Origin of the sequence: Streptomyces sp. NPDC048603, assembly GCF_043199475.1 — a bacterium.
Classification (GTDB): domain Bacteria; phylum Actinomycetota; class Actinomycetes; order Streptomycetales; family Streptomycetaceae; genus Streptomyces.
This window is the reverse complement of record NZ_JBICVY010000009.1, coordinates 361514-384744: the sequence shown is the minus strand read 5'-3', so window position 1 is coordinate 384744 and position 23231 is coordinate 361514. Positions and strand designations below refer to the sequence as shown.

17 protein-coding genes and 1 pseudogene are annotated in these 23231 nt (G+C 71.3%); 8 read left to right on the top strand and 10 right to left on the bottom strand.

Features of this window, described 5'->3' with window-relative positions:
- Position 1: 1 nt before the first annotated feature.
- Both ACGFQ9_RS24370 and ACGFQ9_RS24365 read right to left on the bottom strand, forming a co-directional pair.
- Entirely contained in the window at positions 2 to 1366 is a 1365-nt protein-coding gene (locus ACGFQ9_RS24370) for an acetyl-CoA carboxylase biotin carboxylase subunit family protein (protein ID WP_393576463.1), read from the bottom strand.
- Positions 1367 to 1397: 31 nt separating this feature from the next.
- Positions 1398 to 2684: an ATP-grasp domain-containing protein gene (locus tag ACGFQ9_RS24365; protein WP_393576461.1), complete on the bottom strand. Its 1287-nt coding sequence runs from the start codon at positions 2682 to 2684 to the stop codon at positions 1398 to 1400.
- 219 nt (positions 2685 to 2903) lie between these two features.
- Here ACGFQ9_RS24365 and ACGFQ9_RS24360 point away from each other — a divergent pair, with 219 nt between their 5' ends.
- Together ACGFQ9_RS24360 and ACGFQ9_RS24355 are read left to right on the top strand one after the other, a co-directional pair.
- Positions 2904 to 4343 (top strand): coproporphyrinogen-III oxidase family protein, encoded by a 1440-nt coding sequence (locus ACGFQ9_RS24360; protein WP_393576459.1) that lies wholly within the window; start codon positions 2904 to 2906, stop codon positions 4341 to 4343.
- Positions 4340 to 5515, top strand: coding sequence for a DUF1152 domain-containing protein (locus tag ACGFQ9_RS24355; protein ID WP_393576458.1), 1176 nt, complete (start codon positions 4340 to 4342; stop codon positions 5513 to 5515). The genes ACGFQ9_RS24360 and ACGFQ9_RS24355 overlap by 4 nt, the downstream gene beginning before the upstream one ends.
- 120 nt (positions 5516 to 5635) lie before the next feature.
- Here the strand turns inward: ACGFQ9_RS24355 and ACGFQ9_RS24350 are convergent, their stop codons facing one another.
- The 4 genes from ACGFQ9_RS24350 to ACGFQ9_RS24335 form a co-directional block, all read right to left on the bottom strand.
- Complete coding sequence (locus tag ACGFQ9_RS24350) at positions 5636 to 5938, bottom strand: hypothetical protein (RefSeq protein WP_393576457.1); 303 nt, start codon at positions 5936 to 5938, stop codon at positions 5636 to 5638.
- 142 nt (positions 5939 to 6080) lie between these two features.
- Entirely contained in the window at positions 6081 to 6914 is an 834-nt protein-coding gene (locus ACGFQ9_RS24345) for an SDR family NAD(P)-dependent oxidoreductase (protein WP_393576455.1), read from the bottom strand.
- Positions 6915 to 7345: 431 nt separating this feature from the next.
- The gene (locus ACGFQ9_RS24340; RefSeq protein ID WP_393576454.1) at positions 7346 to 8269 is read right to left on the bottom strand and encodes a VOC family protein; all 924 of its coding nucleotides are present in this window, start codon (positions 8267 to 8269) and stop codon (positions 7346 to 7348) included.
- Positions 8270 to 8397: 128 nt separating this feature from the next.
- The gene (locus tag ACGFQ9_RS24335; protein WP_393576453.1) at positions 8398 to 9651 is read right to left on the bottom strand and encodes an NAD(P)/FAD-dependent oxidoreductase; all 1254 of its coding nucleotides are present in this window, start codon (positions 9649 to 9651) and stop codon (positions 8398 to 8400) included.
- A 618-nt stretch (positions 9652 to 10269) separates the two neighbouring features.
- On the opposite strand from ACGFQ9_RS24335, the gene ACGFQ9_RS24330 reads away from it, so the two are divergent.
- From ACGFQ9_RS24330 to ACGFQ9_RS24310, 5 genes are all read left to right on the top strand, one after another.
- Positions 10270 to 10812, top strand: coding sequence for a hypothetical protein (locus ACGFQ9_RS24330; protein ID WP_393576452.1), 543 nt, complete (start codon positions 10270 to 10272; stop codon positions 10810 to 10812).
- Positions 10809 to 11114, top strand: coding sequence for a hypothetical protein (locus tag ACGFQ9_RS24325; protein ID WP_393576451.1), 306 nt, complete (start codon positions 10809 to 10811; stop codon positions 11112 to 11114). Before ACGFQ9_RS24330 ends, ACGFQ9_RS24325 begins: the two co-directional genes overlap by 4 nt.
- On the top strand, positions 11111 to 12619 hold the full coding sequence (locus ACGFQ9_RS24320) for a zeta toxin family protein (protein WP_393576449.1): 1509 nt from the start codon (positions 11111 to 11113) through the stop codon (positions 12617 to 12619). Before ACGFQ9_RS24325 ends, ACGFQ9_RS24320 begins: the two co-directional genes overlap by 4 nt.
- A gap of 403 nt (positions 12620 to 13022) precedes the next feature.
- Complete coding sequence (locus ACGFQ9_RS24315) at positions 13023 to 14069, top strand: hypothetical protein (RefSeq protein WP_393576448.1); 1047 nt, start codon at positions 13023 to 13025, stop codon at positions 14067 to 14069.
- 108 nt (positions 14070 to 14177) lie between these two features.
- Positions 14178 to 14408 carry a hypothetical protein gene (locus ACGFQ9_RS24310; protein WP_393576447.1) on the top strand — a complete coding sequence of 77 codons (231 nt, stop codon included), beginning with the start codon at positions 14178 to 14180 and terminating at the stop codon, positions 14406 to 14408.
- Between the two features lie 66 nt (positions 14409 to 14474).
- Here the strand turns inward: ACGFQ9_RS24310 and ACGFQ9_RS24305 are convergent, their stop codons facing one another.
- A complete protein-coding gene (locus ACGFQ9_RS24305; protein ID WP_393576446.1) occupies positions 14475 to 15212 on the bottom strand; it encodes a recombinase family protein in 738 nt (245 codons plus the stop codon).
- 239 nt (positions 15213 to 15451) lie between these two features.
- Here ACGFQ9_RS24305 and ACGFQ9_RS24300 point away from each other — a divergent pair.
- Positions 15452 to 15874 (top strand): annotated as a pseudogene (locus tag ACGFQ9_RS24300) (dienelactone hydrolase family protein); the annotation flags it as partial.
- Between the two features lie 215 nt (positions 15875 to 16089).
- On the opposite strand, the gene ACGFQ9_RS24295 reads toward ACGFQ9_RS24300, so the two are convergent.
- The 3 genes from ACGFQ9_RS24295 to ACGFQ9_RS24285 form a co-directional block, all read right to left on the bottom strand.
- A complete protein-coding gene (locus ACGFQ9_RS24295) occupies positions 16090 to 16884 on the bottom strand; it encodes a Crp/Fnr family transcriptional regulator (RefSeq protein ID WP_393576445.1) in 795 nt (264 codons plus the stop codon).
- Positions 16881 to 17156 carry a hypothetical protein gene (locus ACGFQ9_RS24290; protein WP_393576444.1) on the bottom strand — a complete coding sequence of 92 codons (276 nt, stop codon included), beginning with the start codon at positions 17154 to 17156 and terminating at the stop codon, positions 16881 to 16883. The genes ACGFQ9_RS24295 and ACGFQ9_RS24290 overlap by 4 nt, the downstream gene beginning before the upstream one ends.
- Positions 17157 to 18366: 1210 nt before the next feature.
- Positions 18367 to 23175 carry a hypothetical protein gene (locus ACGFQ9_RS24285; protein ID WP_393576546.1) on the bottom strand — a complete coding sequence of 1603 codons (4809 nt, stop codon included), beginning with the start codon at positions 23173 to 23175 and terminating at the stop codon, positions 18367 to 18369.
- Between the last annotated feature and the right edge of the window lie 56 nt (positions 23176 to 23231).

Below are 23231 nucleotides of genomic sequence, written 5' to 3'. Positions count from 1 at the left end.
GTCACGGGCCCAGCAGGGAACGGATCTTGCCCAGGACACCGGCCGCGGGGAAGCCGGTCGCCTCGTGCAGTTCCGTCAGGGCCCTCACGGTCTTGGCTTCCTCGCCCTCGGCGAGGGTGAACACGACGATGTCGCCGTGGGAGGTGCCGTCGATGACCAGCTCGTGCGCGGTGACCACCGTGACGCGTTCCCGGAGCCCGGCGACCACCGCCGGGGGGATGCGGCCCTCGGCGAGGAACTCGATCGCCCAGCCGGTGCGTCGTACCGTGCCGCCGCCGGGCACGAGAAGGGCGGGAAGGCCGCGGGCCATGCGGGTGAGGGCGGTGAAGGTGTTGGTGCCCGACGCGGCGCACGACAGGGTGGTGGCGCCGCCGATGCGGGGGTTGACCTCCAGGACCACGAACCGGCCACCGGTGTGGACCATGTCCACGTTGACCGACCCGTACACGCCCAGGTCCCCGCACAGCCTGACCAGGGTGCGGGCCACTTCGGCGAACGCGGCGTCCGCCGGCTCCCGGGGCCCGCACCAGCGCAGGTCGGCGAAGGTGAACACCGGCTCCGCCCCGGCCCGTCCGGTCCAGCACAGCGGCAGGACGCGGTAGGAGCCGGGCCGCCCCACGATGTCCACGCTGCAGAGGTCGCCTTCGACGACCTCCTCCACCACGGTGGAGACCTCCGGCGGGGACGCCAGGAAGGCGTCGAGGTCGGCGCGGGAGTGCAGGGTACGGATGCCCATGCTGGTCGAGTCCCACACGGGCTTCGACATCAGCGGATAGCCGATCCGTTCGGCCTGGACGCGCAGCGCGTCCCGGTAGCCGGGCGCGGGCAGGCCCCGTCCCGCCAGCAGGTCGGAGTCGGCACGGAACCCGTCCGGCACGTCCAGCCCGGCCCGCCGGCAGAGCTGCTTGGTCTCCCACTTGTCCACGAGCAGCACGGTCGCGGCGAGCGGTGTCATGACCGTCGGGATGCCGGCGGCGTCCAGGAAGGCCTTGGCCGCGGCATCGCGCAGCGCGTTCTCGCAGGGCAGCGAGATCGATACCGCCGCGTCCGCGCCCCAGGCGGCGACCGCATCGGCGAGTCCGCGCGGTGTCACCCCCCGGTCGAGCCTCTCCCGGTACCCGGGGAAGTCGCCGTCTCCGGCGGTGCCGCTGGTGTGGAACAGCCCGGCCTCGATCCCGTCGGCCGCGAGCCCGCGTACGGCCTGCTGGATGTAGGGATCGGCGCGCTGGATGGCCGCCGACCGCAGGAACGCCATCCGCTGTGTCTTCCGCACCTTCGGCAGGCCCGGCACCTCTGGCATCTTCAGCACCTCCGGCACGTCTGGCATCTCCAGCAACTCCGGCACCTCCGGCACCTCGTTCCGCACGTTCCCCGTCTCCCGTACGTTCCGCACCTGTTCAGCTCACTTCCACTCGGGACCGGGCTGCCACCCGGTCCGCCAGGCCGCGTGCCCGGTCGGCCGTTTCCGCGCGGGCCACCACGTGTCCGATCCGGCAGGCCGAATCCGCCGGTTCCGGTACGGAATCCCCGGGCCGGAGGTGCAACTCGCTGTGCGTGCCGGGCGTTTCCGGGATGGACACCTGCCGGAGCACCCCGCCGCGCGCGGGCAGCAGGAACCGGATCGCCGCCGCGCCCGTCACGGAGGGGACGGTGTCGGGGACCCGGCCGAGCACGGCCTGGAGGTAGGCCACGGCCTCGCTGACACCCGTGGCGGCCTCGACGACCTCGCACAGGTTGTCCCCCGGCAGGCGGGCGCCGGTCTCGATCACGTACGGGGTCTCCGTGCCGGGCGGGATCTTCACCTCGGTGTGGGCGATCCCATGGCGCACACCGACGGCGAGCGCTGCCCGCGCCGCGGTGTGCTGCACCTTCCTGGCGAGCGACGGAGGCAGGCCGGAGGGGCAGCTGTGTCCGGTCTCGATCCGGTACCGGCCCTCGGTGGTGTCCTTCCTGACGACCGGCAAGGGGTAGGCCACCCCGTCCGCGATCACCGTGTCGCAGGAGTACTCCTCTCCGGGGATGTACTCCTGCACCAGGGCCCGGGTGTCGAGCTTGAGGCCGTGCGGCTGGGCGTACGCGTACTGCCGGGCCGCGGCGACGGCGGAGGCGAGCTGGTCCGGTACGCCGTCCTCCGCGGCATGGACTCCGCCACCGGCGTCCACCACGGACACCCCCCATGAGCCGCCCTGCTCCGCGGGCTTCACCACCAGGGTCCGGCCCAGCCCGGCCGACCGCACCGCCCGGTGCGCCTCGGCCGCGTCGCGCACGACCGTCCAGCGGGGCGCGGGGATCCCGGCCGCGGCGAACGCCTCACCCATCAGGACCTTGTTCCTGGCGGCCCGCGCGAGCCGGGGATCGTTGCCGGGGAGACCGACCCGATCGGCGAGCAGCGCGGCGAGCGGGGTGAACAGCTCGAAGCAGGCGGCGACACCCGCGATGGCGTGCTGCCGGCAGAAGGTCTCCATGTCCGCCAGCGCCCGCGGGGTGTCCGTGAGGTCCGTCGCGCACACCCCCGCGAGGGCTGAGCGCAGCCGGTCCGGGTAGCCGTCGTGGACGTCCTGGTGCGTGGCCGCGTACACGCGCAGCCCCAGCCGGTCCGCGGCTTCGAGGAGGAAACGCCCGGCGTTCCCCATGGGCTCGATCACCAGTATTCCCGGCCCGTGCGGGCTCGCACCGATTGTCATTCGATCAGGAAAGCCGCGGAACGAGCGCAGCGACTATCGGCCTGACCAACGAAAATGACCCGCCCCGCAGCACCGGGCTTTGGAGCAAGGTCCAGCCAACTGACCAGTAGCAGCAGGGCATTTGGTGTGCACAGCCCATGGAACCGCACGAGCGGCCCGTGGTCGGATCGCCTGGCCGGGAAGTACGCAATCGCTGACCCGAAACGGGGAACGAGCATCGTGACCAGCCTGCGCCAGCAGCTCTCCGACCACATCGACCAGGGCGTCATCCCGCCCTACCAGTACTCCTACCCGCCGCGCTCCACGTACCGCCCCCTCCCCGAAGGCAAGTGGAGCATCCCCGAGGTGTGGTCGACGGACCTCGCCAACCACCAGGTCCCCGAACTCAACCTCTACCTGCACGTCCCCTTCTGCGACCGCAAATGCGGCTTCTGCAACCTCTACACCGTCATCAGCACCGACGAGGACGTCTTCGACGCCTACACCGACGCGTTGTGTACCCAGATCCGGGACCATGCCGAGATCATCCAGGCCCGGCGCCTGCGCACCGTCTACATCGGCGGCGGCACCCCCGCCCTGCTCAAGCCCCGCCACTTCGAGCAGATCTTCGCCACCATCGGCGGCATCTACCCCAACTGGCGGTCCACCGCCGAGGAAGTGGCCGTAGAAGCCACCCCGTCCTCCATCGCCGACGCGCCCGACGAGTTCAAGGCCCTCATCGACATGGGCCTGACCCGCGCCAACGTCGGCATCCAGTCGCTCGTCCCCCGCGAGATCCGCGCGGCCGGCCGGGGCGGCGAGGACGAGGACGTCATCCGCCGCGCCATCCGCACCGCGCACGAACTCGGCCTGCCGGACCTGTCCACCGACCTGATCATGGGCTTCGCCGGACAGACCCCCGAGACCTGGCGCCACAGCGTGGACGAGCTGGCCGCACTGCGGCCCACCACGATCAGCACCTACTTCCTCACCGTGCGGCCGGACGCCTGGTTCTCCAAGACCGGCGCCTACCAGTACATGTGGCAGCCGGAGCTGTACGACCGATACGACTACGCCCGCCAGGTCTTCCTCGACCACGGCTACGTCCAGGAGGGCTCCGTCCGCTACAAGAAGCCCGGCCGCGGCGGCTACGCCCAGAAGGTCCTCACCTTCCACGGCGTCCCCCTGCTCGGTCTCGGCGTCGGCGCCCGCTCCTACACCAGCGTGCTCGACTACATGACCGGCAGCGTGAAGCCCTCGACGGCCGAGGTGGCCGACTACATCAGGAAGGCCGGGAACCACGAGATCGTCCCCGTCACCGGCATCGAGCTGACCGGCGAGGAGCTCGTCCGCAAGCGCCTCGTCCTCGACACCTTCGACCTCGACCTCACCGAACTCGACCGCTTCGGCTACCAGAAGCACGCCGCGGAGTTCGAGGCCGTCCTCGACGCGGCCGAGGCCAACGGGCTCCTCCACCGCATCGGCCGCCGCGTCCAGCTCACCCCCAAGGGCTTCAAGTACCGGGACGTCCTCTCCTGGATGTTCTACTCCGAGCACGTCAAGGGCCTCGACCGCGAGTACTACGAGAACCTGCACGCGGCGAACGCGCGCGCCAGGAAGAACATGGGAGCCACCCCCGTGCGCATCACCGGCGTCGACCTGCGCGAGGGGGCGGCGTGACCGACCTGTACGTCGCGGCGGGCGGCGGAGGGGACCCCATCGGCACCCTCATCGCCGCCCGCACCATCACCGTCGACCCGGACCCACCGCTGATCGCCACCTACGCGTGGGAACGGCCGGAGGTCGACCCCACGCCGAGGCCCCTGGGGGAAGGAGACTTCGCCGGGCTCGTCCGCGGGGTGGGTGGGGTCACTGGGGCTGGTGGGGCCAGTAGGGCCAGTAGGGCCAGTAGGGTCGGTACGGCTGGTGCGGCTGGTCGGGATGACGGGGCCGGTGAGGCTCGGAGGTCCGGTGGGGCCGACGCCGCGGCGGTGTTCACGCCCGCCACCCGTGCCCGTCCCCCGGCCGGATCCACCATGCCCGGACTCGCCAGGGACATGCCCGTACGGCTGCTGCTGCTCGACCCCGCCCAGGGGCTCTCGGCCCTGGCCCGGCGGATCGCATCCATGGCCGGAGCGGCGGGCGGCCGGATCCGCATCGTCGACATCGGCGGCGACATCCTCACCCACGGCAACGAGCCCACCCTGTGCAGCCCGTTCGGGGACGCCCTCACCCTCGCGGCCTGCCACCTCACCGGCATCCCCACGACCGTCTACGTCGCGGGCCCCGGCCTCGACGGAGAGATCCCCGAACACCTCCTCCTCGAACGCCTCACCGGCTGCCACCCCCTCACGCCCGGCGTGGACGCGGTCACGGCGGCCGCCCGCGCGCTGGCCTGGCACCCCTCCGAGGCCTCCGCGCTGTGGGCCGGGGCCATCCACGGCGCCCGCGGCACCGTCCGCGCCGTCAACCACACCGTCCGCCTCACCGAGGCCTCCCCACGCCTGTACCACCTGCCGGCCGAGGCGGCGATCGGCCACAACCCGGTCGCGCAAGCCCTCCTCGAGGAGCGCCCGGCAACCCTGGAGGCGGCGGCCGACCTCTCTCACCGGCTCACCGGCATTCACGGGCTGGCGCACGAACGCAGCCGGGCACCCCGGCACGAACCGCCCGCCGGCGGTACCGCCTTCCTCGACCGGGACGGGGTCATGAAGACCCTCCGCGAAGCGGCCGGCGGGGCCGACCACGCCACCTTCCGGTACGCCGCCCGCACTCTCGGCCTCATCTGGACGGACATCCCGGCCCTGCGGGACGTCCTCGGCACCGGCGCCCCCCTGCTCCGGCTCACCTGAACCACACGCCTGCGGGGCGATCGGTCAGACCCGGCAGGCCGAAGCAGGAATCCGCGAACGGCCCGGGGGCCCGCCGATGTCTCGGCAGGCCCCCGGGCCCCGGTCCCCGTGGTGCGCAGGTCAGTTACGCCCCTGCGTGTCCTGGGCGACGATGAAGTAGATGCCGCAGTCGCCCCCGAACGCCCAGCGTCCGCGACCCACCCAAGCGCCGTAGATCGTCTTGCCGTTGCTGCAGTCGGTGACGGCGCGGGCCTGGCCGCTCCTGACGGTGCAGGTCGCCGTCCACTTGTTGACCTTCTGATTCCAGTTCGTGCAGCTGTAGTTGCCGGCCGCCGAGGCGGGCGAGGCGACGGCGAGGCCGCCGAAGAGGAGCGAGGCGGTTGCGGTGGCGACTGCGGCACGGCGCAGGACTGTGAGCTTCAAGACGGTCTTCCCCGAAAAATGCCCTGTCGGGCGATGGAACAATGGTCATGAACGCCCATAAAAGGCGTTCAAGATCATCATATCCCAGGGCCCGCACCCGAGCGGCCCGCCCGGAGTACCGCGAGAGCAGGGAGCCCGGTGGTCACAAGGAGTCCACGAGACCGCCGTCGATGACGAAGTCGGCACCCGTGATGTTCGCCGCGCCGGGACCGGCGAGGAACAGCACGAGCTCGGCGACCTCCGACGGGCTGGTGAACCGGCCGGTCGCCGCCTGGGCCGCGGCGGCGCGGGCCACGTCGCCGGGATCGACGCCGCGGGACTGCCCGACCGTGGCGGCGACGCCGCCGGCTCCACGCCACAGCGCCGTCTCCACCGGGCCCGGACCGATCGTGTTCACCCGCACGCCGCGCGGCCCCACCTCCTTGGACAGGGCCTTGCAGAAGTTGGTCAGCGCGGCCTTGGCGGCGCCGTAGTCGATGACCAGCGGGTCCGGCAGGCGCGCGTTGACGGAGGAGACGGTGACGACGCGTCCGGCGCCGGAGGCGAGCAGGTGCGGCAGGGCCGCCCGGGTGGCGCGGACGGCGGACATGAGGTTGACGGTCAGGGTCCAGTCCCAGTCCTCGTCCGTCACGCTCAGGAAGCCGTCCACCCGCGGCCGTACCGCCCCGACGTTGTTCACGAGGACGTCGAGGCCGCCGTGGCGCGTGGCGGCCTCGGCGACCAGGGCGGCCGGACCGTCCGGCGTCGCGAGGTCGACCTCCACGACGGTGAGGTCCGCGCCCTGTCGCACGTACGTGTCGAGGGCCTCGGTGCGTTCCCGCGATCCGGCGACGACGCGGCAACCCGCGGCGAGGAACGCCTCGGTGATGGCGAGCCCGATACCGCGCCCGGCCCCGGTGACCACCACGGTCTGTCCGGCCAGGCCCCGGCCGACGTCGGGGGCGCCGGCTCGCGGCGGGGCGGGAGGGGTGGTCATCGCCCGGCCTCCGCGGTCCGCGTCCAGGGCTGCCGCCACCCGAGCGTGGTGTCCGCCACCTCGCGCCGACCGCCGACGACGGTGAGCGGGTGCGGGCCCCTCGGGGCTGCGGCGCGTACCGGCGGCGGCGCCGGAGCCGAAGCCGCTGCGCGGCCGGAATCCGCGGGCGGGAGAAGGAAGGTTGAGGTGATCACGGCTGATACCCCTCCACAGGGACACAGGCGGGCACTATGACCCAGTATGTCCACACCCAGTGGAGACCCTGGCGGACACGCACCAGGAAGATGCCCCCTGGTGCACGGTCGGACGCAGAGCGACACCGGCCTGGCCGGGGTCGGTGCTCACCCGCTCGGCGGGCGAGCCGGGTACCGGTCCCCCCGTTGTCGGCCGGCCCGGTTGCCTCGGGAACCTGGTGCCCGCACCTGCCGCGCTCAGGCCTCCCGGAAGATCAGAGCTGCGCCGAGTGCCGCTTCGGACGGGACGAAGGGTTCGCCTCGGGTCGTCTCGCGTACGGGCAGTCCGTTCTCGGCGAGTAGGGCGCGTACCCGAGCGATGTCGCGTACGGCGACCGTGCAGGCGACGAGCGCCGGGAGCGCGGGCGGATCCTCACCGGGCAGCAGGTCCGGGAGGTCTGCCCCGGTCAGGAGGGTGACCGGCCCCTCCGCAGGGATCTGGCGGCCCAGAAACCGCTCGTACCGCTCGCGGAACAGGGGAAGTTGTCCGTCGGGTACGCACAGCACCGCCTCGACGAGCTCCTGCGCCCCATTGGGGTGGTCGAGGTGACGGGTGTGCTGGAATTCCGGGTCCAAGTCGGCGACGACGCCGACCCGGCCTTCCGGCGTTCCGTCGATCTCCAGGTAGCGGACGGGTTCCGTGCGCACGCCGTCGGGGGTCTCCACCGGTCGGCCGACGGTGTTCACCCCGCCGTGTCCGACGCCGAGAGCGGTCAGACTGTTCGCCGCGCCGTCGATGTCCGGCGAGGAGAACATCACTATGTGGAGCCCTTCGAAGCGATCAAGCCGGCCGCGGAGCCGGTTACTGGCCGCGTCGATCCGCGACAGGACCAGAGGGAGCGCCTCCGGAGGCACCTGGAGCGGAACGATCCGCGCTTCGGACGGCAGGCCCGCCGTGTTCCCGGGCTTCACCGGAGTCACCAACTCCACGAAGCTCCGGGAGAAGTCGGCGTGGGTGTTCGCCGCCCCGAAGGGCTCCGGGGCGGCACCCTCACGGGGGGCCAGCGCCGGCACACTGGGTGGCGGGACGTGAAATCCGAGCCGCCGGTAGAGGGTCATGGCCCGTGCGATGTCACTGACGACGTGTCCGACGTGATGTAACCGCGCGATGTCGTGAGGCATGACCTCACCGTACGTCCAGCGCCGAATCACCGGCATCCCGCTCCGGCTCGGTCACACCGACCTCGATGCGGTTCCCGTCGAGGCCGTTGACGATGCGCAGACAGGCCGTGGTGCCGCCGGTCGGGCGGTCAGGCGTGGTGGTGGAGGTCGGTGAGGAGTTCGCGGGCGGCTCGGGTGCCGGAGGCGAGGGCGCCCTGGAGGGAGCCCGTGGCGCGGTGGTCGCCGCAGACGTAGCGGGCCGGTGCGAAGCGGGTGGTCCGGGAGAGCTGAAGGGGCGGGAGCATGGCCGGGAGGGCGTCGTGGACGGTGACGCGGTGGACGGGTTCCCAGGCCTGGGTGTCCGTGCCGTACACCTCGCCGAGGGCGGCGCGTACGGCCGCTTCCCGGGCAGGGTCCGGGGAGCCGAGGACGGAGGTCGAGACCAGGGCCCGTCCGTCCCCGGAGTAGCCGGGGTGGACCTCGGTGAGCACGCAGGTGTTCAGGAACCTGCGCCGGGCGTCGACCACCAGGGTGGGTTCGGGCAGAGGTGAGCGCTCCGCCGCGTGGTAGAGGGTCGTGACCGTCCGGGCGCCGGGTACCTCGAGGCCGGGGAGCAGGCGGGCGGCGGCCTGCCGGCCGGTGGCGATGACGACCGTGCGGGCGGTCAGTTCGCCGCCGTCGGCGAGGGTGACGCCGTCGGCGGTCAGGCCGGCGACCGGTGCCCCGGTGCGCAGGACCCCCGGAGGGAGCCGGGAGGCGAGCTGGGCGGGTACGGCGCCGATCCCTTCGGCCGGCAGGCACGCGGTGCCGCGGAGCAGGGACCGCCACACGAGGTGGAAGAAGCGGGCGGAGGTGTCCAGTCGGTCTTCGAGGAAGACTCCGGACAGGAAGGGCCGGAAGAAGGTCTCCACGAAGCCGGGCGTGAAGCCGGCGCCGGTCAGGGCCGTGAGTGTGGTGGTGTCCGGCCGGGCCTTCAGGCGGGTGGCGGGGGGCAGCATGTCGCGCGTGGAGAGCAGGGCCAGGGCCGCGAGGTCGCGGCCCGAGGCCAGCCGGCCCGGCAGCAGGTCGCGGCTGTGGCGGAGGGAACGCGTGGGGTCGCTGAATCTGCGCAGCCCGCTGCTGCCGGTGTGCACCAGCACGCCCGGTGTGAAGCGCCTCAGGCGGAGGGCGCGGAGGTCGAGGCGGTGTTTGACCTGGGGGTAGGAGGTGTTGAGTACCTGGAACCCGCGGTCGGCGGTGAAGCCGCGGACCCGGTCGGTCCGCATCCGCCCGCCGGCGGTGTCATCGGCCTCCAGCAGGCTGACCCGCAGCCCCGCCGTGACCAGGTCCGTGGCGCAGGCCAGTCCGGCGGCGCCCGCCCCGACGACCACCACGTCCGCTTCCGGGCGTTCTGCCTTCCGCATCCCGCCAGCGTATGCGGGGGCGGGTTCGGCGCCGGGCGCGGCGCGCGCAGCCGGCACGGGTTGGGTTCCGGACACCGGACACCGGACACCGTGGGCGGTGTTTCGTCACGCGCTCCGGGCATCATTCCCACCGGTGACCGAACCCGCCGCTCCCGGAGGGTGAAGAGCGCTCCGGCGCCGTTTCCGGGTGGGTGCCCCGGGGTGTTGTCGAGGGCGTGAGTACCGTGACCAATGCACCCTCGCCGGCGATACTGACCCCATCGACCGCTCGCGTGCCGTTCGGCGGCGCGGAGGGCAGCGGCCCCCGGGCCTTTCGCTGACCTGCCGCTCAGGCCTGTCGGCTCTCGTGCAGTGCATCGGCCGAGGCGCGGGCGGCCCGCCGGGCCTCGGCGACGGCCGCCGCGTGCTGCTGCTCGTAGTGAGCGGTGAGCGCTTCCATCTCCTTCCGGCCGGTGCCGCACATTATCCGAGGCGAGACGCGGCGTACCACCGCCCCTCGCCTGACCGCATGCAGAATTCCGGCCAGATTCTCGGGAGTTCTAGACGGGGCGGCTCCCGTCCGGCACGCTCGGTTCATCCAGAACCTGCAGAACCTGGCAAGAATTCACCGGGGGCTTCGTGAAGATCACCATCGAAGGGGCCTCGCCGGAGTTCGAGCGGAAGCTCCTGGCCCTGTACGCGGACCACCGCCACGAGCTGACCCTGTCCGTCGGGACCGAGTGGGACGTCGAGCGGGCCGTGCTGTACCTCACCGACCTGCCGGCCAACGCGCGGCGGTTCGCCGAGCTCGTCGTGGAGGCCGGCGGCACCAAGGACGCCGCCGAACTGCGCGCCGAGTTCAACGACCAGCTGCGCGGCCCGACCATCGCCCTGTCCCGCGCGGTGCCCCGCGGCGTGCGCATGGGCTGGTGGCCTGAGGGCACCACGGCACCCATCGCGCCTCAGTACGACCCCGACCACCCCAGCTGGCAGAAGGCCATCGCCTACCGGATGAACAACGAGAACCTGCCCGTCTTCCGTACCGCCTTTGAGCAGCTGGCACACGGCGCCGCGCGCGGTTCCCTGACGGCCGACGCCTCCGGCGGGCGGACCGTGCCCCGCCCGCACCGGGATCCTGCGGGCGAGGGCGAGATTTCACCTACCAAGGAGGAACACCGATGACCGACAACGGCATCTCCGTCACGCACCAACTGGAGCCGCACGACTGGTCGAACGAGGAGACGGCGGCCTATGAGGCCGCCATCGAAGCGGTGAACGGCGCCGTCGGCGCCTACAGCGCCCTGATCGCCGCGGAGAAGGGCAAGACCGACCCTGACCAGGGTGTGATCCAGCGCGCCCGCGCTGCACGGGCCCAGTTGGCCCGGGAACGTGAGGGCCTGCGCCCGGACGACCGCGAGCAGATCGCCGCGGCCCGTCGGCACTACGCCCAGGTGGCCCACGACGTCCGGGGAGACATCGCGTGATCGACCCCACCGAGGTCGAGCGGTACCGGTTGACCCCAGCGGAGAACCGGCAGATCTTCCACGAGGAGATCGTCCCGGAGCTGCTGGAACGGCGTGTGCCCCAGGAGAAGCCCACCGTGGTCTTCCTGGTCGGGCAGCCCGGCTCCGGCAAGAGCCGGGTGACCAGGATGGTGGCCAACGTTCTCGATCAGCAAGGTGGCTTCGTCGACGTCGACAGCGACCTTTACAAGCCCTACCACCCTGCCTACGACGCCCTGATGGCGCAGGACGACACCCTCATGGCTGCCTACACCCGGGCCGACGGCCGCGCGTGGATGGCGCAGGCCGAGGAATACGTCCGTGCCCACAAGCTGCACGCGGTCGTTCAGGAGACCTCCCAGGACGCGTCGGCCGTGGAGAGCAAGATGCTGGCGTACCGGCGGGCAGGCGCGCGCGTGGAGGCGTTGTTCATGGGCGTTCCGCAGGCCATGAGCAACCAGGGCATCATCAGCCGGTACTTCGAGCAGGTGGCCGACCGGGGTCAGGGACGGCTCACCGTGCAGGCGAACGCCGACGAGTCCTACCGCGGCATCCTCGAGTTGGCCGAGGGCATCGACGACGGCGTGCTGGCCGATCTGGTGAGCGTCTACCGGCGCGGCGAGAGCAAGCCGAGGTACAGCAACACCGTGGCCGGCGACGACTGGAACGGCCCTCTGTCGCTGCGGCAGGCCCTCGAAACCGAGCGGAACCGGCCCTGGACGGCCGCCGAGAGCGAAGCCTTCGTCGCCACGCAGCAGCAGCTCCGCGAAGCGATCAGCGGCCTTGGACCCGAATGGCCTATGCGGCTCACCCGGATCGAACAGCAGGCCGCGCCCCTGCTGACGCCGTCCGCCGCGCAACAACTCCCTCCGCCCCAACCCGGTGAAGTCGCTGCAACCAACGCGACGGCAGCCGCCTTCCCCTCAGAGTCGTCAGGGCCTCCGGCACCTGGCGTCCCGCCTGACGACCTCGTCTCCACTGCGGGGGAACGGTCTCGCCAGGCAGCAGCCGGAAACGATGCCAACCGCGCCGCGGCTCCGGCCGCGTATGCCACGGTCGCAGCTGCGCGCCAGGCCGGCGAGGAGGTCGCCCGGTCCTTCCAGGCCTGGGTACAGAGCGACATGGGCCGGGAGCTGGCCGCCTCCCCCCACCCGCGGATCAGCGCCCTGCGCGAGGCGTGGCGGCAGCTGCCCCCGCACGACCTGCCGCACGGCCCCGGCTCGGCCGCGGCTCCGTACCGGGCCGTGGCCGAGCGGGCCCACGCCGCGGTCACCGCCGCCGTGGCGGAGAACCGCTTCGCTCCAGGAGACGTAAAGGCCCTGCTGGCTGTGGCCCTGGCAGCCGGTGCCCATTCCGCGCGGCTGACGGCAACCCAGCCGGGTGCAGCCGCAGCCGGCCGACAAGCCGCGCAGCGGGTGGCGGCGCCGGCACCGCGCGCCGTGACGCCTCCGCCGGACGCCCCCCGCTCCCCCGGTCTGGGGGCGTAGCCTCCGCCAGCCCTCTTCCGCTGCCTCGGCCTCCTCCATTCGAGGCAGCGGAAGGCGCTGCTGCCCACAGGGGTCGTTGAGGGCGCCCTGGCAAAGACGCTGTCCGGTGGTGACGGACGTGCGATGCTGCCGCAAGATCATCGGTTTGGCGGGCGCGGGATGTGGAGTGGACATGCAACGGGTTCAGCGACGGTTAGCACTGGTGGCGCTGCTCGCCGTCTTCTGTGCGGCGGGGTGCGCGTCGGAGGATGGACAGCGAGCTGACGATGCCGTTCCATCCGCTCAGCCTTCACCTGCGGTGTCGGCCTCGGCAAGTACTGCCCGGCCTCATGACCCGCCTTCCTGGTTCGACTCCCGGAAGGCGGTCGAGCTGCCGCCTGAGGCCACCAAGGACAGGGTCAACATGCTGGGCAACGTCCTGCGCCCGCTCCCCGTCGCGCTCTACCGGACCACGGCTCTGGTCGCGTCGGTTGACCGCCTCCAGGCGGTCGACCTGACGACGGGCCGGCTCCGCGAGACGGTCCTCCCCCACGGCACTCCCCGGAACAGCGACAGCATCCCGGACACGACCGCACCCTTGGTCGTCTCGAACGCCGGCGCGGCCGAGGCGGTCGTCCCGTTCCTGATCGTCGAGGGCGGGTCCGGCACGCAGGTCCCGGCGGGGATGCTGGAGGTCGTCGGCGTCGCTGCCGAAAGCGGCCGCGCCGGCTGGCGGATGACTGTCCGTCTGCCGGACTGGGTCAGCTCCTCCTCCAGCCGGGTGGAGGTCTCCGCGGTCGGCGCGCACGCCGGCGTCGCGGTGATCCATGTGCACAACCGGCACCACTCCGTCTCGTACGGCATCGACCTCACCACCCACCAGCTGCGGTGGACGCTGCCGGACATCGCCATCGGAGCTGTGGCCGCGGGCACGGCCGTGGGCCTGGCCCCGGCCGGGAACGACACGCAGATCATCGCCGGATGGGATGTCGGCCGCGGCACCGAGCGATGGCGCGGCGAACCCAGTACCCGTGTCTCCGTGGAGCCGGCCGGCCCTTCCCTGGTCCGGGTCCGGGGCTACCTCGGGCTCACCCGCTTCGACGACCTCCTTGTCGGCGACTCGGGGCAGATCCGGCAGAGCATCGCCGCGCAGATGCGGGGGATGAGCTGCAAGCACGACGCCGCAGCAACCCTGGTCTGTATGGACGGCTTCTCGGTGGCTGCCCTGGATGCGGCCTCCGGCAGCCAGATCTGGGACCTGCGAGAGGGAGACGGCCGCATCGTCCCCATGGTCACCACGGCCTGGCACGGCCGTGTGTACGGAAGGACAGCCAAGCAGGGGGTGACGCTGGATGCGCTGACCGGGAAGGACATGCCCACCCGGCCGGAGGCCGCGCCGGTCGCGGTCAACGAGTACTTCGGCCTGGTCCTCGTCGACGGCCGGCTCCAGGCCTACCCGACCGGCGGCTGAGGTCTGCCCAGGTACCGATGGACCTGGCACTCGGGCGACGCTGGGTATGCGCTGGTGACCCTCGACCCGGGCAACGACTGCGCGGATGCCACTCGGGACAATCAGCTGGTGAACACTCCACCCCAGCGCAGCGTCGGACGCGGCGTCAGCACCCTCATTCCACAGAACGCAACGGACCAGGCGGTGGCCGCCCTCACCGGGCTGGAGACAGTGCCCGTGCACGTCGGGCTCCTCCAGGCAGCAGCGCTGCTGCTGGAGGACGCCGCACGGGGTACGGAGGACGAGGCCAGGAAGGCCGTCATGATCAGGACCGTGGAGATGCTGCGGTCCTCCATGTAGAGCGCGAACACGGCTGCGCCCCGGATCCCACTTCAACGGGCCGGGGCGCTCCTGGCGGACGGTGGCCTACTCGGCGGCGTCCAGCGGCACGGCGTACTGCCCAGGCCACTCTCCTCCCGGACCGTCGGTCTCCACCAACTCCACCTCCGGCACCACCGGGGCGGCGGCCCCCGCAGCCGTCCGGGCCTCGGCCTTGATACGGAAGACGGTGGCCCGGCCGATGCCGTGTTTCGCCGCTGTCTTGTTGGCGCTCAGGCCCGCATCGAGGTCGGCGAGGACGGCGGCGCGGTCGACTTCCCGCGGCCGGCCCCAGGTCTTGCCGCGGGTCTCCCTGCTGGCCCGTGCCGAGGCCCGCCGTTCACGCTGGTAGATGAGCTCCACCTCGGCAAGGAAGGACAGGGTGGCCAGCGCCATCTGGGTCTGGGTGCCTGAGGTCCGGCTGTCGAAAGGCAGGGCGCCGGCGAGCACCACGAGGTGCACTCCGTCGGCGAGGAGCTTCCGCGCTACCTCGCCCATCTTGTGGGCGGTGCGGCCAAGGCGGTCGAGGGAGTCCAGCGCCAGGATGTCCCCGGGGCGCAGCCGGGACAGGACGTCGGCCAGGCCCTCCCGTTCGAAGTCAGTGCCCGTTCTCTTGTCGACGTACAGGTTCTCCGCGGTGACGCCGAACGCGGACAGACGGTCGATCTGCCGGGTGAGGTCTTGGGCCTGGGTGGAGACGCGGGCATACCCGTAGAGGTAGGCGGGGGCGCCTGAGAGGACGTCGGCGGCCTGGTCCAGTGTGCTGTTGGTCGCGGGTGTCGTCATGGCCCTGAGGGTCTCATAAGTTCAGATGTGACAGCTAGCGCGACGGAGGGTTCGAGTCGCCCCAGAAATCACCACAAACCGGCGCATATTGACGGGTCGTGAGACCAGGTCTCGTAACTATGGATATGAGACCGCGCGGCTCGCCGACAAACCGGCCCGTCGCTGGCTTCCCCGGGTGGGCCGTTCGGCTCCGGCGGCGCGATCAGCGAGGCCAGGGCGGCGGGGTCCGCCCGTTCTCGCTGCGCACCGAACCGCGGACCGAGCCCGACCGGATCGCCGCCTTCGGCTACGGCACCGGGGGCGCCGTCGGGCTGGAACTCGGGCGCGGCGGCGTAAACCTGCGCGCGATCGGGACATTCAACGCACTGGCCACGGGCCAGCCGGGCGAGGCGGCGCGCATTCGCTGCCCGGTGTGGGCCGGGGTCGGGCCGGAAGACCCGATCATGCCGCCCGCGCAATGGAACGCGTTCACCGCCGAGATGCAGGCCGCGGGCGTCGACTGGCGTCTCACGGTCTACGGCGGCGCCCTGCACGCCTTCCATCACCCGCCGGTCGGCCACCCCACCGTCGGCTACCACCGACAGCACGCACAGCGAGCCTGGCGCGACGTCGTCGACCTGCTCGCCGAGTGCCTGCCCGTGACGGAGGCTCTGGGGACATGACCCAGGCAGACGGCCCTGTCCTCCCGAAGGTCCGACGAAGTGACAAGTAGCTCAGAGCGACTGGCCAGCATCTTCGGCCTGGAGGGTGGCGAAGTCGGCGTGGGCCGCTTCGACGGCTTCGGGGTACGCCTGGCGCTTCTCGTGCTCGGCGAGCGCCCGGTAGATTCTGGCCCGCTGTGCCCCCGGGCGTTGCCGGGGGCACAGGAACCGGGATATCAGGACTCGGAGCAGGCGATAGACCGCAGAAGTGCGATATCCATGATCTCGTAGTACCGGTTCGACCGGGTTCCGGGCTTATGCGCTGTCAGAGCACCCTGGTCACGCAATGACGCGAGCGCCTTCTCAACCGTGGTGCGACCAAGGCCGAGGGCCTCGGCAATGTCGGCCTGGCTCGGGCCTTGAACGGTCAGCGCCCCACTGGGAATCAGGTGCATGCCGTTCCGGGTCCATCGGACACGGTTGGGGACCGACGGTAGGGGCCGGCGGTACTGCACCAGGTAGTCGAGCAGTCTGGCGACCCTGATGACCGGGTCGGCCTTGGAAGCGGCGTAGACAGACTCAACGGTCTCCGACCGTTCGTTGGTCAGCTGGGCAAGGAGGAGTACCAGGACCGAGTCCTGTTCCAGGAGCTGGCCAAGGGTCCGGGTCGTCAGGCTCAGAACGCAGCCCTGCGTCAGGAAGGTGATTCGGGGCCCGACTCCCCGTGCCGTGCCGCTGGTCCCCCTCTTCAGCATCACTCGGCCGAGGTCGCCGAAGAGGGCTCCCTTCGTCCAGAGACGCTCGGTCCCGTGGGGGGTCGTCTCCTTGACGACTCCCATGGCGACGATGTGGATCCACTCCGGGCCGTACGCGAACACCGTCCCCTTCTCGGGCGCATCCAGCCGTGCAGCTTGGAGCAGCGACTCCACCACCGGCGTGGGGAGCCCGAGAGACTTGAGGTAGATGCCCGCGGCCCGGTAAGGCCAGCTATGCACAGTGCGGCCTTCCGGGTACTCGACCAACTCGGTCACAGAGCACCGCCTCCGGCACCCGCGGAGGATCCGGCCGTGGCCGGCCCCGGGGGATTGGGGTGAGCCGGGGCAACCACCTGGGCAGGCTGCTGTGCCGGGGGCGCCTCGACCAGGATCCTTACGACGGGAACGAGCGCTCCCACCAGGACGGCCAGGGAGCCGATGACGACCGCGATGCGGCCGGCGGTCTTGTTGAGATGGCGGATGGCGAAGCACGCCGCGCCGATCACGATCGCGACGATGACCACCGCCGCGAGAATGCCTTCTGACAAAGGAAACCCCTGCGGGTATGGCGGTCGAGCTGCACTTGCCCGGGGGGAGGCACAGCCCGACCGCGATCTTTGGAATGGTCTCTTGCTGGCGTTACCGGCCGGTAGGAATGCGAACCCTGGCGAGGGGACGCACCGACGCTGGAAACAGATTACGACACACGGGTGACGTAACCCCAACCAAACTCCGGCGGGAGGGAATTGACTCACCAAAACCCACCCAGCAAGGCGAGGTTCGATTTTCAACTAAAGCCGGAACTCTGCCCGTTGACGCCGACGGACGCACGAACGGCGGCCCGCTCCCTGAGGGGTGCGGGCCGCCGTGACGGTGCTCTGTGAGCATGAGGCCGCCCGGGGGAGCCACCCCCGAGACAGACCTCGGAACGCTGAGCGAGACCATTCCAAAGCCCTGTCAGCTGTGATGTAAGTGCACACCATGTCCGCAGCGCAAAAAGCCTTCCCAGAGGGAAAGTGCGCGCCGCGTACGGCAGAACCCCTACGAGCGAGGATTATGCAGCGCAATCAACGGTCAGGCAGCCGGAATCGAGCGCGTAAATGGGCGATAAATAAGATCCACACTCAACCAGCTGGGCACCGCTCAGGAACGCCGGGCGTGTGGCAGAACCCCTACGAGCGAGGATTGTGCAAGTCAATCAACGGTCAGGCAGCCGGAATCGGGCGCGTAAATGGGCGATAAATAAGATCCACATCAGCCAGCTGGGGACCGATCAGGAACACCGGCCACCTCCTGATCGGTGAACCCCGGGGGCCGGGCAGACTTCCGCCATGAGCAGCATGCGCCGCCCGTTGGGCACAGGTCCGTCGATGAGCACCAGGAGCACGGCGGCTCCGTCCTCAAGCACTCGGCGGCTCGCCGCGGAGCGGATCGAGCCCGAGCACCAAGTCGTCGACCAGACCATCGTGCAGGGAAGCCGGCGGGTTCTTGGGTCGGGCGGCTCCGCGGTTCAGGAGGGGCCCGTAGGGGAGTAGTCGGCGGGGGAGTAGTCCGCAGCCCCGCGAACGGCGTCAGCCCCGGGGGATGGGTGGGCGGTGTCCCCCGGCGCGTACGGCGGCCCGCCACGCCGATGTCTGTTCGCGTCGGGGGATACCGACCGGAGCGGGGGGCTACATCGAAGCCCCGAGGTGCCGTCACGACGGCGCCCCGGGGCAGGCCGGTGGTGCCGGGACGCGGTACTCCGGCACCACCAGTGATCTACACCGAGGCCCGGGGGGCGCGGGCGGGGGCAGAGGGAGCGGCGGCGCGCGGCGCCGGCATGGCCTGTGCCGGTGCCGAGGTCGCGGTGCCGGGAGGCAGGGTCACTGCGAGGCGGGCGGCGTGATTCTCCGCCGCCTGCGCCAGGACCTGCAGGGCCTGGATCTGCGCCGGGGCGTGGCGGGCGGACGCTACCGCGAGGTTGACCAGGGCCTGTGCTCGCTCTGCCACGTTGCCGTACGAGCCGACGGCCGGGCCGGATGCGGCCTCCCCCGCAGGCGGCAGGCTTCGCCACGCGTCTCGGAAGGCCGCCACCCGCGGGTGAGGGGAGTCGGCGACCTCCTGCCCCATGGGGCTCTGAATCCACTGCTGGAACCGCGCGGTGACTTCCTGGGCGGCCCGTAGGGCGTCGTCGCGGGTGGCGTATGCCTGTGGGGTGGGCCGCTGGACGAGTCGCTGCATGGGCGGCGCTTCTGCGGCCGGTGCGGCGGCGGGCGGCGCTTTCGGCGTTGCCGCCGCCGTTGCCACGGTGCTGTAGGTGATGGTGGCGTCGGAGAGCTTCAGCAGGGCGTCGGCGGTGGGCAGTGCGGGATTGAGACGCTTGGCCAGTGCTGCGGCCCCGGCCGAGATCGCCTCGCAGGCGCGGATCGAGGCGGTCCTCCAGAAGCCCTGGAAGCGGGCGTCTGCATGGAACCTGTCCCAGGCAGGGCCAGCCTTCTCCTTCATCACCTCCCAGACGTTGCGCAGGGCACCGCCGATGGTCTTGATCTTCTGCCACTCCGGATGGTCCTGGAGGGTCGGCGAGTGGGACTCGGCTGCCGTCGCGGCCGCCTCCACGGCCTGCGCGGCGTCGGCCACGGCCGCGGGTGAGGCCGGGGAAGGCGCCGGTGCGGCGGGCGGAGCGGACGGTGTCGCCGAGCCGGGAGGCGCTGCGGCGGCGTCCGGCTCGTACGGGGCGGCGGCCGCTGTGCCGGCCTGCCGCAGGACCTCCACGTCATCGGCTACGGCCGCGCGCACTTCGGCGGCGGGTGTGTCGAAGACGTATTCGTCCCAGGCGGCCATAGCCTCCTCGAACTCGGCCCAGTAGGCATCAACGGGATCGGGCGATCGATCGGTCCGCTTGGGCGACACCGGGGGATCGGCCGCAATGATCTGTTGAGCCACGGCCACCGGGTCGAAGGCCGCGCCTTCGCCTGCGTCGCCCGCTGGCCAAAGGGGCATTCCTGGCCGCGCCGGTTTCCGGGTGGGGGAGTTCGGCTGCTCTGTCGGTGTGGCCATCGCGGGTACCTCCGGGGTCAGGGGTGCTGGAGCAGCTGCTTCCGCGGCTGCGTCGGGGCGCGGGACAGACGGTTCGGTCTGGGGCGGTGCTACAGGCCGTTCTCCGCGGGGCGCGGGTCCGCGCACCGGCTCCGGCGCCGAGTCCGGCATTGGCTGGGCGCTGGCGTCAGCTGCGGATTCGGCCGGCATGGCGAGCACAGCCTCCTGTTGCGGCTCCTCGGGGTCAGAGCCAGGTGCGGGAGCGTCCTCCCGCACCTGTGTGTCGGCTGGGGCCGCTGTCTCCACCGGCTCTGCGGCATCCGGCTCCGCCTTCGCTTCGGTGGGCGCTGGTGCGGCCGGCGGGTCGTCGCCCGCGTTCTTCTGCGCGGTCCCGGGTTCGGTGCCGAACAGGTCGAGCTGCTGCTCGGTGTCTGGTGCGGGCGTGTCCTCGGCCGACGGGGCCGGAGCGTCGCCGTTTCCAGCCGACGTGGAGGACGCGGCGCCTGCCACAGGGGTCTCCGAAGACGATGCGGGCTGCTCGGGCTCCGGAGCGGCTGCAGTGTCGGCTGTGGCCGACGCGGTGGCGGGCTGTTCCTCCTCTACGGTCATCTGGCCCTCCGGAACTCCCTCGGAATCCGGCGCAGGCTCGGGTCCGGGGTCTTCTTGCGGGTCCGGGGCCGGGATGCGCCCGGGCGGGGTCAGCCCAAACTCGCTGAACAGGTCACCCGTTCCGTACCCGTCGCCGTCCGGCTCCGTGGCCTGCTCCGCAGTCTCCTCGTCTCTGTCGTCAGCGGGTCCCGGTGATGTTTGTGGGGCGCTGTGCCCAGTCGCGGCTTGGTCGCCGAAGCGGTCGACTGGTCCGCCCGCCATGGCTTCGGGTGCTGGCGCGGGGGTGGGGACCGTAGGCAGTTGGGGGGCGGGGGTGGTCTGGTCGTACGCGGCGAGGGCGGCCGCGGCCTGGTCCACCTTGGCCTGGTGGGGTGCGCGCTGCTCGGCGCGCTCCTGGATGGCCTTCTGCCGGCTGTCCGGGGTGCGGTACTTCTCCGGATCGAGCATGGACTCGGTGAGCTCGGGCTGCTTGTCCAGCTCGGTGATGGCCCCGACGACGGCGTCCAGCAGCTCGACGCGGCGCCGGGCATGCTCGATGGCCGGGCCGTAGTCGACCGCGGCCTGCTGCGCGGCATACATGGTGACGGCGGCTTCCAGGACCGGCAGGCGCTCGTGGTCCACGAGCTGTTGGTCTTCGGCCTTCTCCAGTGCGGTTGCCAGTCGGCCGATGATGGTGCCGCCGAACCGCGGGTTGGCCAGGTCGCCGACGGAGCAGACGGATTCGCTGCGCTGCAGGTTGGGGAAGCCGACGTGGGCGCGGATCTCCGCACCGCCGTCGAGGATCTCTGGCCGCACCGCGAAGTCGAGTCCGCCGAAGGAGCCGATCGTCGTCCACGGCCCCATCCCGAGGGTGCTGTGGCTGCGCAGGACGTCGGTGACGGCCTGCCTGAGCACCGGGCCGGCCTCGCCGCGCTGATCGAGGTCGCGGCCGCCGACCCGCATGCGGAAGGCGTCGCCGCGGATGGTGGCGGTGATCTTCGGGAGGGCGGCATCCCGGGCAGCGACGGCGCGCTGGGTGCTGGCGAGTTCGGCCTGGGTGGTAAGCAGCAGTTCGGCCAGGCGGATGCGGTCGGCGGCCGCGTTGCGCCGGTCGCCCTCCAGGCCCCGAAGGTGGAGCTTGGCCTCCTCGAACTGCTTCATGAACGGGTTGTCGGCGATCTCGGCGGCCATCGTGGCGTAGTCCCAGTCGCTCGCGCCGATCTCCTCGACGGTGTCGTTGTCGTCGTCGCCGACGCCGGGCGGGCGCTGGATGTCGCGCAGGCCTTCGGCCTTGGAGGTGAGCAGTCCGACCTGCCAGGCGTCCATGCTGCCTTTGGTGGCCAGGAAGTAGATGCTGACTTCGTCGTGCTGGTTGCCGGGGCGGATGACGCGGGCATTGCGCTGCATCATCATGGCCGGCGTCCAGTCCTGGTCCAGGTGCATCAGGGCGTAGCCACGGTTCTGCCCGTTGAAGCCGGTGCCGAGGACTTCGGTGGAGCCCATGAGGACCGCGATGCCGCCGTTGTTGGCGGCATCGGTCATCGCGGCCTTCTGCTCCGGGGTGTGGTGGTCCTGCGCGAACTGGACCAGCTCGCGGGGGACGCCGCGAGCGGCGAGCAGGTCGCGAAGCTCGGCGTAGAGCTTGAAGTTGCCCTTGTTCTTGCCGCCGGGGGTGCCGCTGTTGCAGAAGACGAAGAACAGCCCGCCGGGGACGGGGTGCGGGGTGTCATCTCGGCTGGAGACGGCGTAGGAGTGGTCCTTGTGGGCGTGGTAGCCGGCCGCGATGATGTCGGCCGCCGTGACCAGTTTGTTTGCCGCTGGTGCGTTGGTGTCCCACAACCGGGGGTCCAGCGCGACCGCGCGGCCCTCGGTGGTGACGGCCAGCATGTTGTCCTCGTCGCGGGTGACGTCGCCGGCGTGGATCGCCTCGCCCCGGACGACCAGGGACAGGAGCCGGGAGCGCTGGTCGGCGGTCGGTTCGATCAGCACCAGTTCGGGAGCGCCGCCGGCCAGCTTGGGCCGTTGGATCCCCACGTCGTCGCCGGTCTTGGTGTCGGCGGCCAGCCCCCACATCGTCTTCATCGTGTACTTCGCGAGGAACCGGGAGAAGCGCTCCACGAAGATCAGGCCGCTGCCGTCCGGCGCCATCTCGACGCGCTGGACCTTCTGTCCGAAGGTCTCTGCCCACAGGTCCGGGCCGTGGACGCCGAACTCGTCCAGGAGCCACGGACAGGCCAGTTCGAGGACCGAGTACTGCTCGAAGATGCTGTTCTCGATCGGTGTGCCGGTGCCGAGGGTGACGGTGGGGCGGCCGCCGTCCAGCTCCGCCATCCGGTGATGCCAGTTGAGTTTCTGGTGGAGGTCCACCCCGCGGACGCTTGCGGTCTCCCCGCCGGCTTCCTTCGACCGGTACCCGATGGCAGTGGAGCGGTGCGCCTCGTCGATGAGGCCGTAGTCGAAACCGAGGTCGTTCCAGTACACCTCGCCCGGTGTGCGCATCGGCGCGTCGGCGCGCCGGATGCGGGCCTCCACGGTGGCCAGGCGCTGTTCGATCTTCATCAGCGCGAAGGCGTTGTGCGGAACCCCCCGCTCGCGCTCCAGCTGCTCCTTGAGCGACTCCAGCTCACGGAAGAGGTAGAGCTCCTGCTCCTCGGGGCTCATCCGGATCGACTGGAACGCCGGCTCGGTGAAGATGACCAGGTCGGGGGTGTTCGCGCGCAGCCACTCCAAGACCGGGCGACGGTTCTCGCCTTCAAGGTCCTGGGAGGTGATCAGGCGGATGTCGGCGTTGGGGTAGAGCAGCTGTGCTTCGTCGAGCCACTGCCGGGCCAGGCCCTGCTGGACGACCGCGAAGGGCTTGCTGATCTGCCCGGAGGCTTTGAGGGCCTGGGAGCCCATCACCATGGTGGTGGTCTTGCCCAAGCCCATCTCGTGTGCGAGGACCACGCCCCGCTCGAACTGCATCCTGGCGGCTCCCGAGAGCTGCCAGGGGTGCGGGGTCCGCTCGGTGGTGAACCCGT

Excerpts from the sequence above, each read along its gene's own strand:
- ACGFQ9_RS24365 (WP_393576461.1), bottom strand. The coding sequence starts at position 2,684 with ATGACAATCGGTGCGAGCCCGCACGGGCCGGGAATACTGGTGATCGAG.
- ACGFQ9_RS24335 (WP_393576453.1), bottom strand. The coding sequence starts at position 9,651 with ATGCGGAAGGCAGAACGCCCGGAAGCGGACGTGGTGGTCGTCGGGGCG.
- ACGFQ9_RS24340 (WP_393576454.1), bottom strand. The coding sequence starts at position 8,269 with ATGCCTCACGACATCGCGCGGTTACATCACGTCGGACACGTCGTCAGT.
- ACGFQ9_RS24325 (WP_393576451.1), top strand. The coding sequence starts at position 10,809 with ATGACCGACAACGGCATCTCCGTCACGCACCAACTGGAGCCGCACGAC.
- ACGFQ9_RS24305 (WP_393576446.1), bottom strand. The coding sequence starts at position 15,212 with ATGACGACACCCGCGACCAACAGCACACTGGACCAGGCCGCCGACGTC.
- ACGFQ9_RS24315 (WP_393576448.1), top strand. The coding sequence starts at position 13,023 with ATGCTGGGCAACGTCCTGCGCCCGCTCCCCGTCGCGCTCTACCGGACC.
- ACGFQ9_RS24285 (WP_393576546.1), bottom strand. The coding sequence starts at position 23,175 with ATGCAGTTCGAGCGGGGCGTGGTCCTCGCACACGAGATGGGCTTGGGC.
- ACGFQ9_RS24345 (WP_393576455.1), bottom strand. The coding sequence starts at position 6,914 with ATGACCACCCCTCCCGCCCCGCCGCGAGCCGGCGCCCCCGACGTCGGC.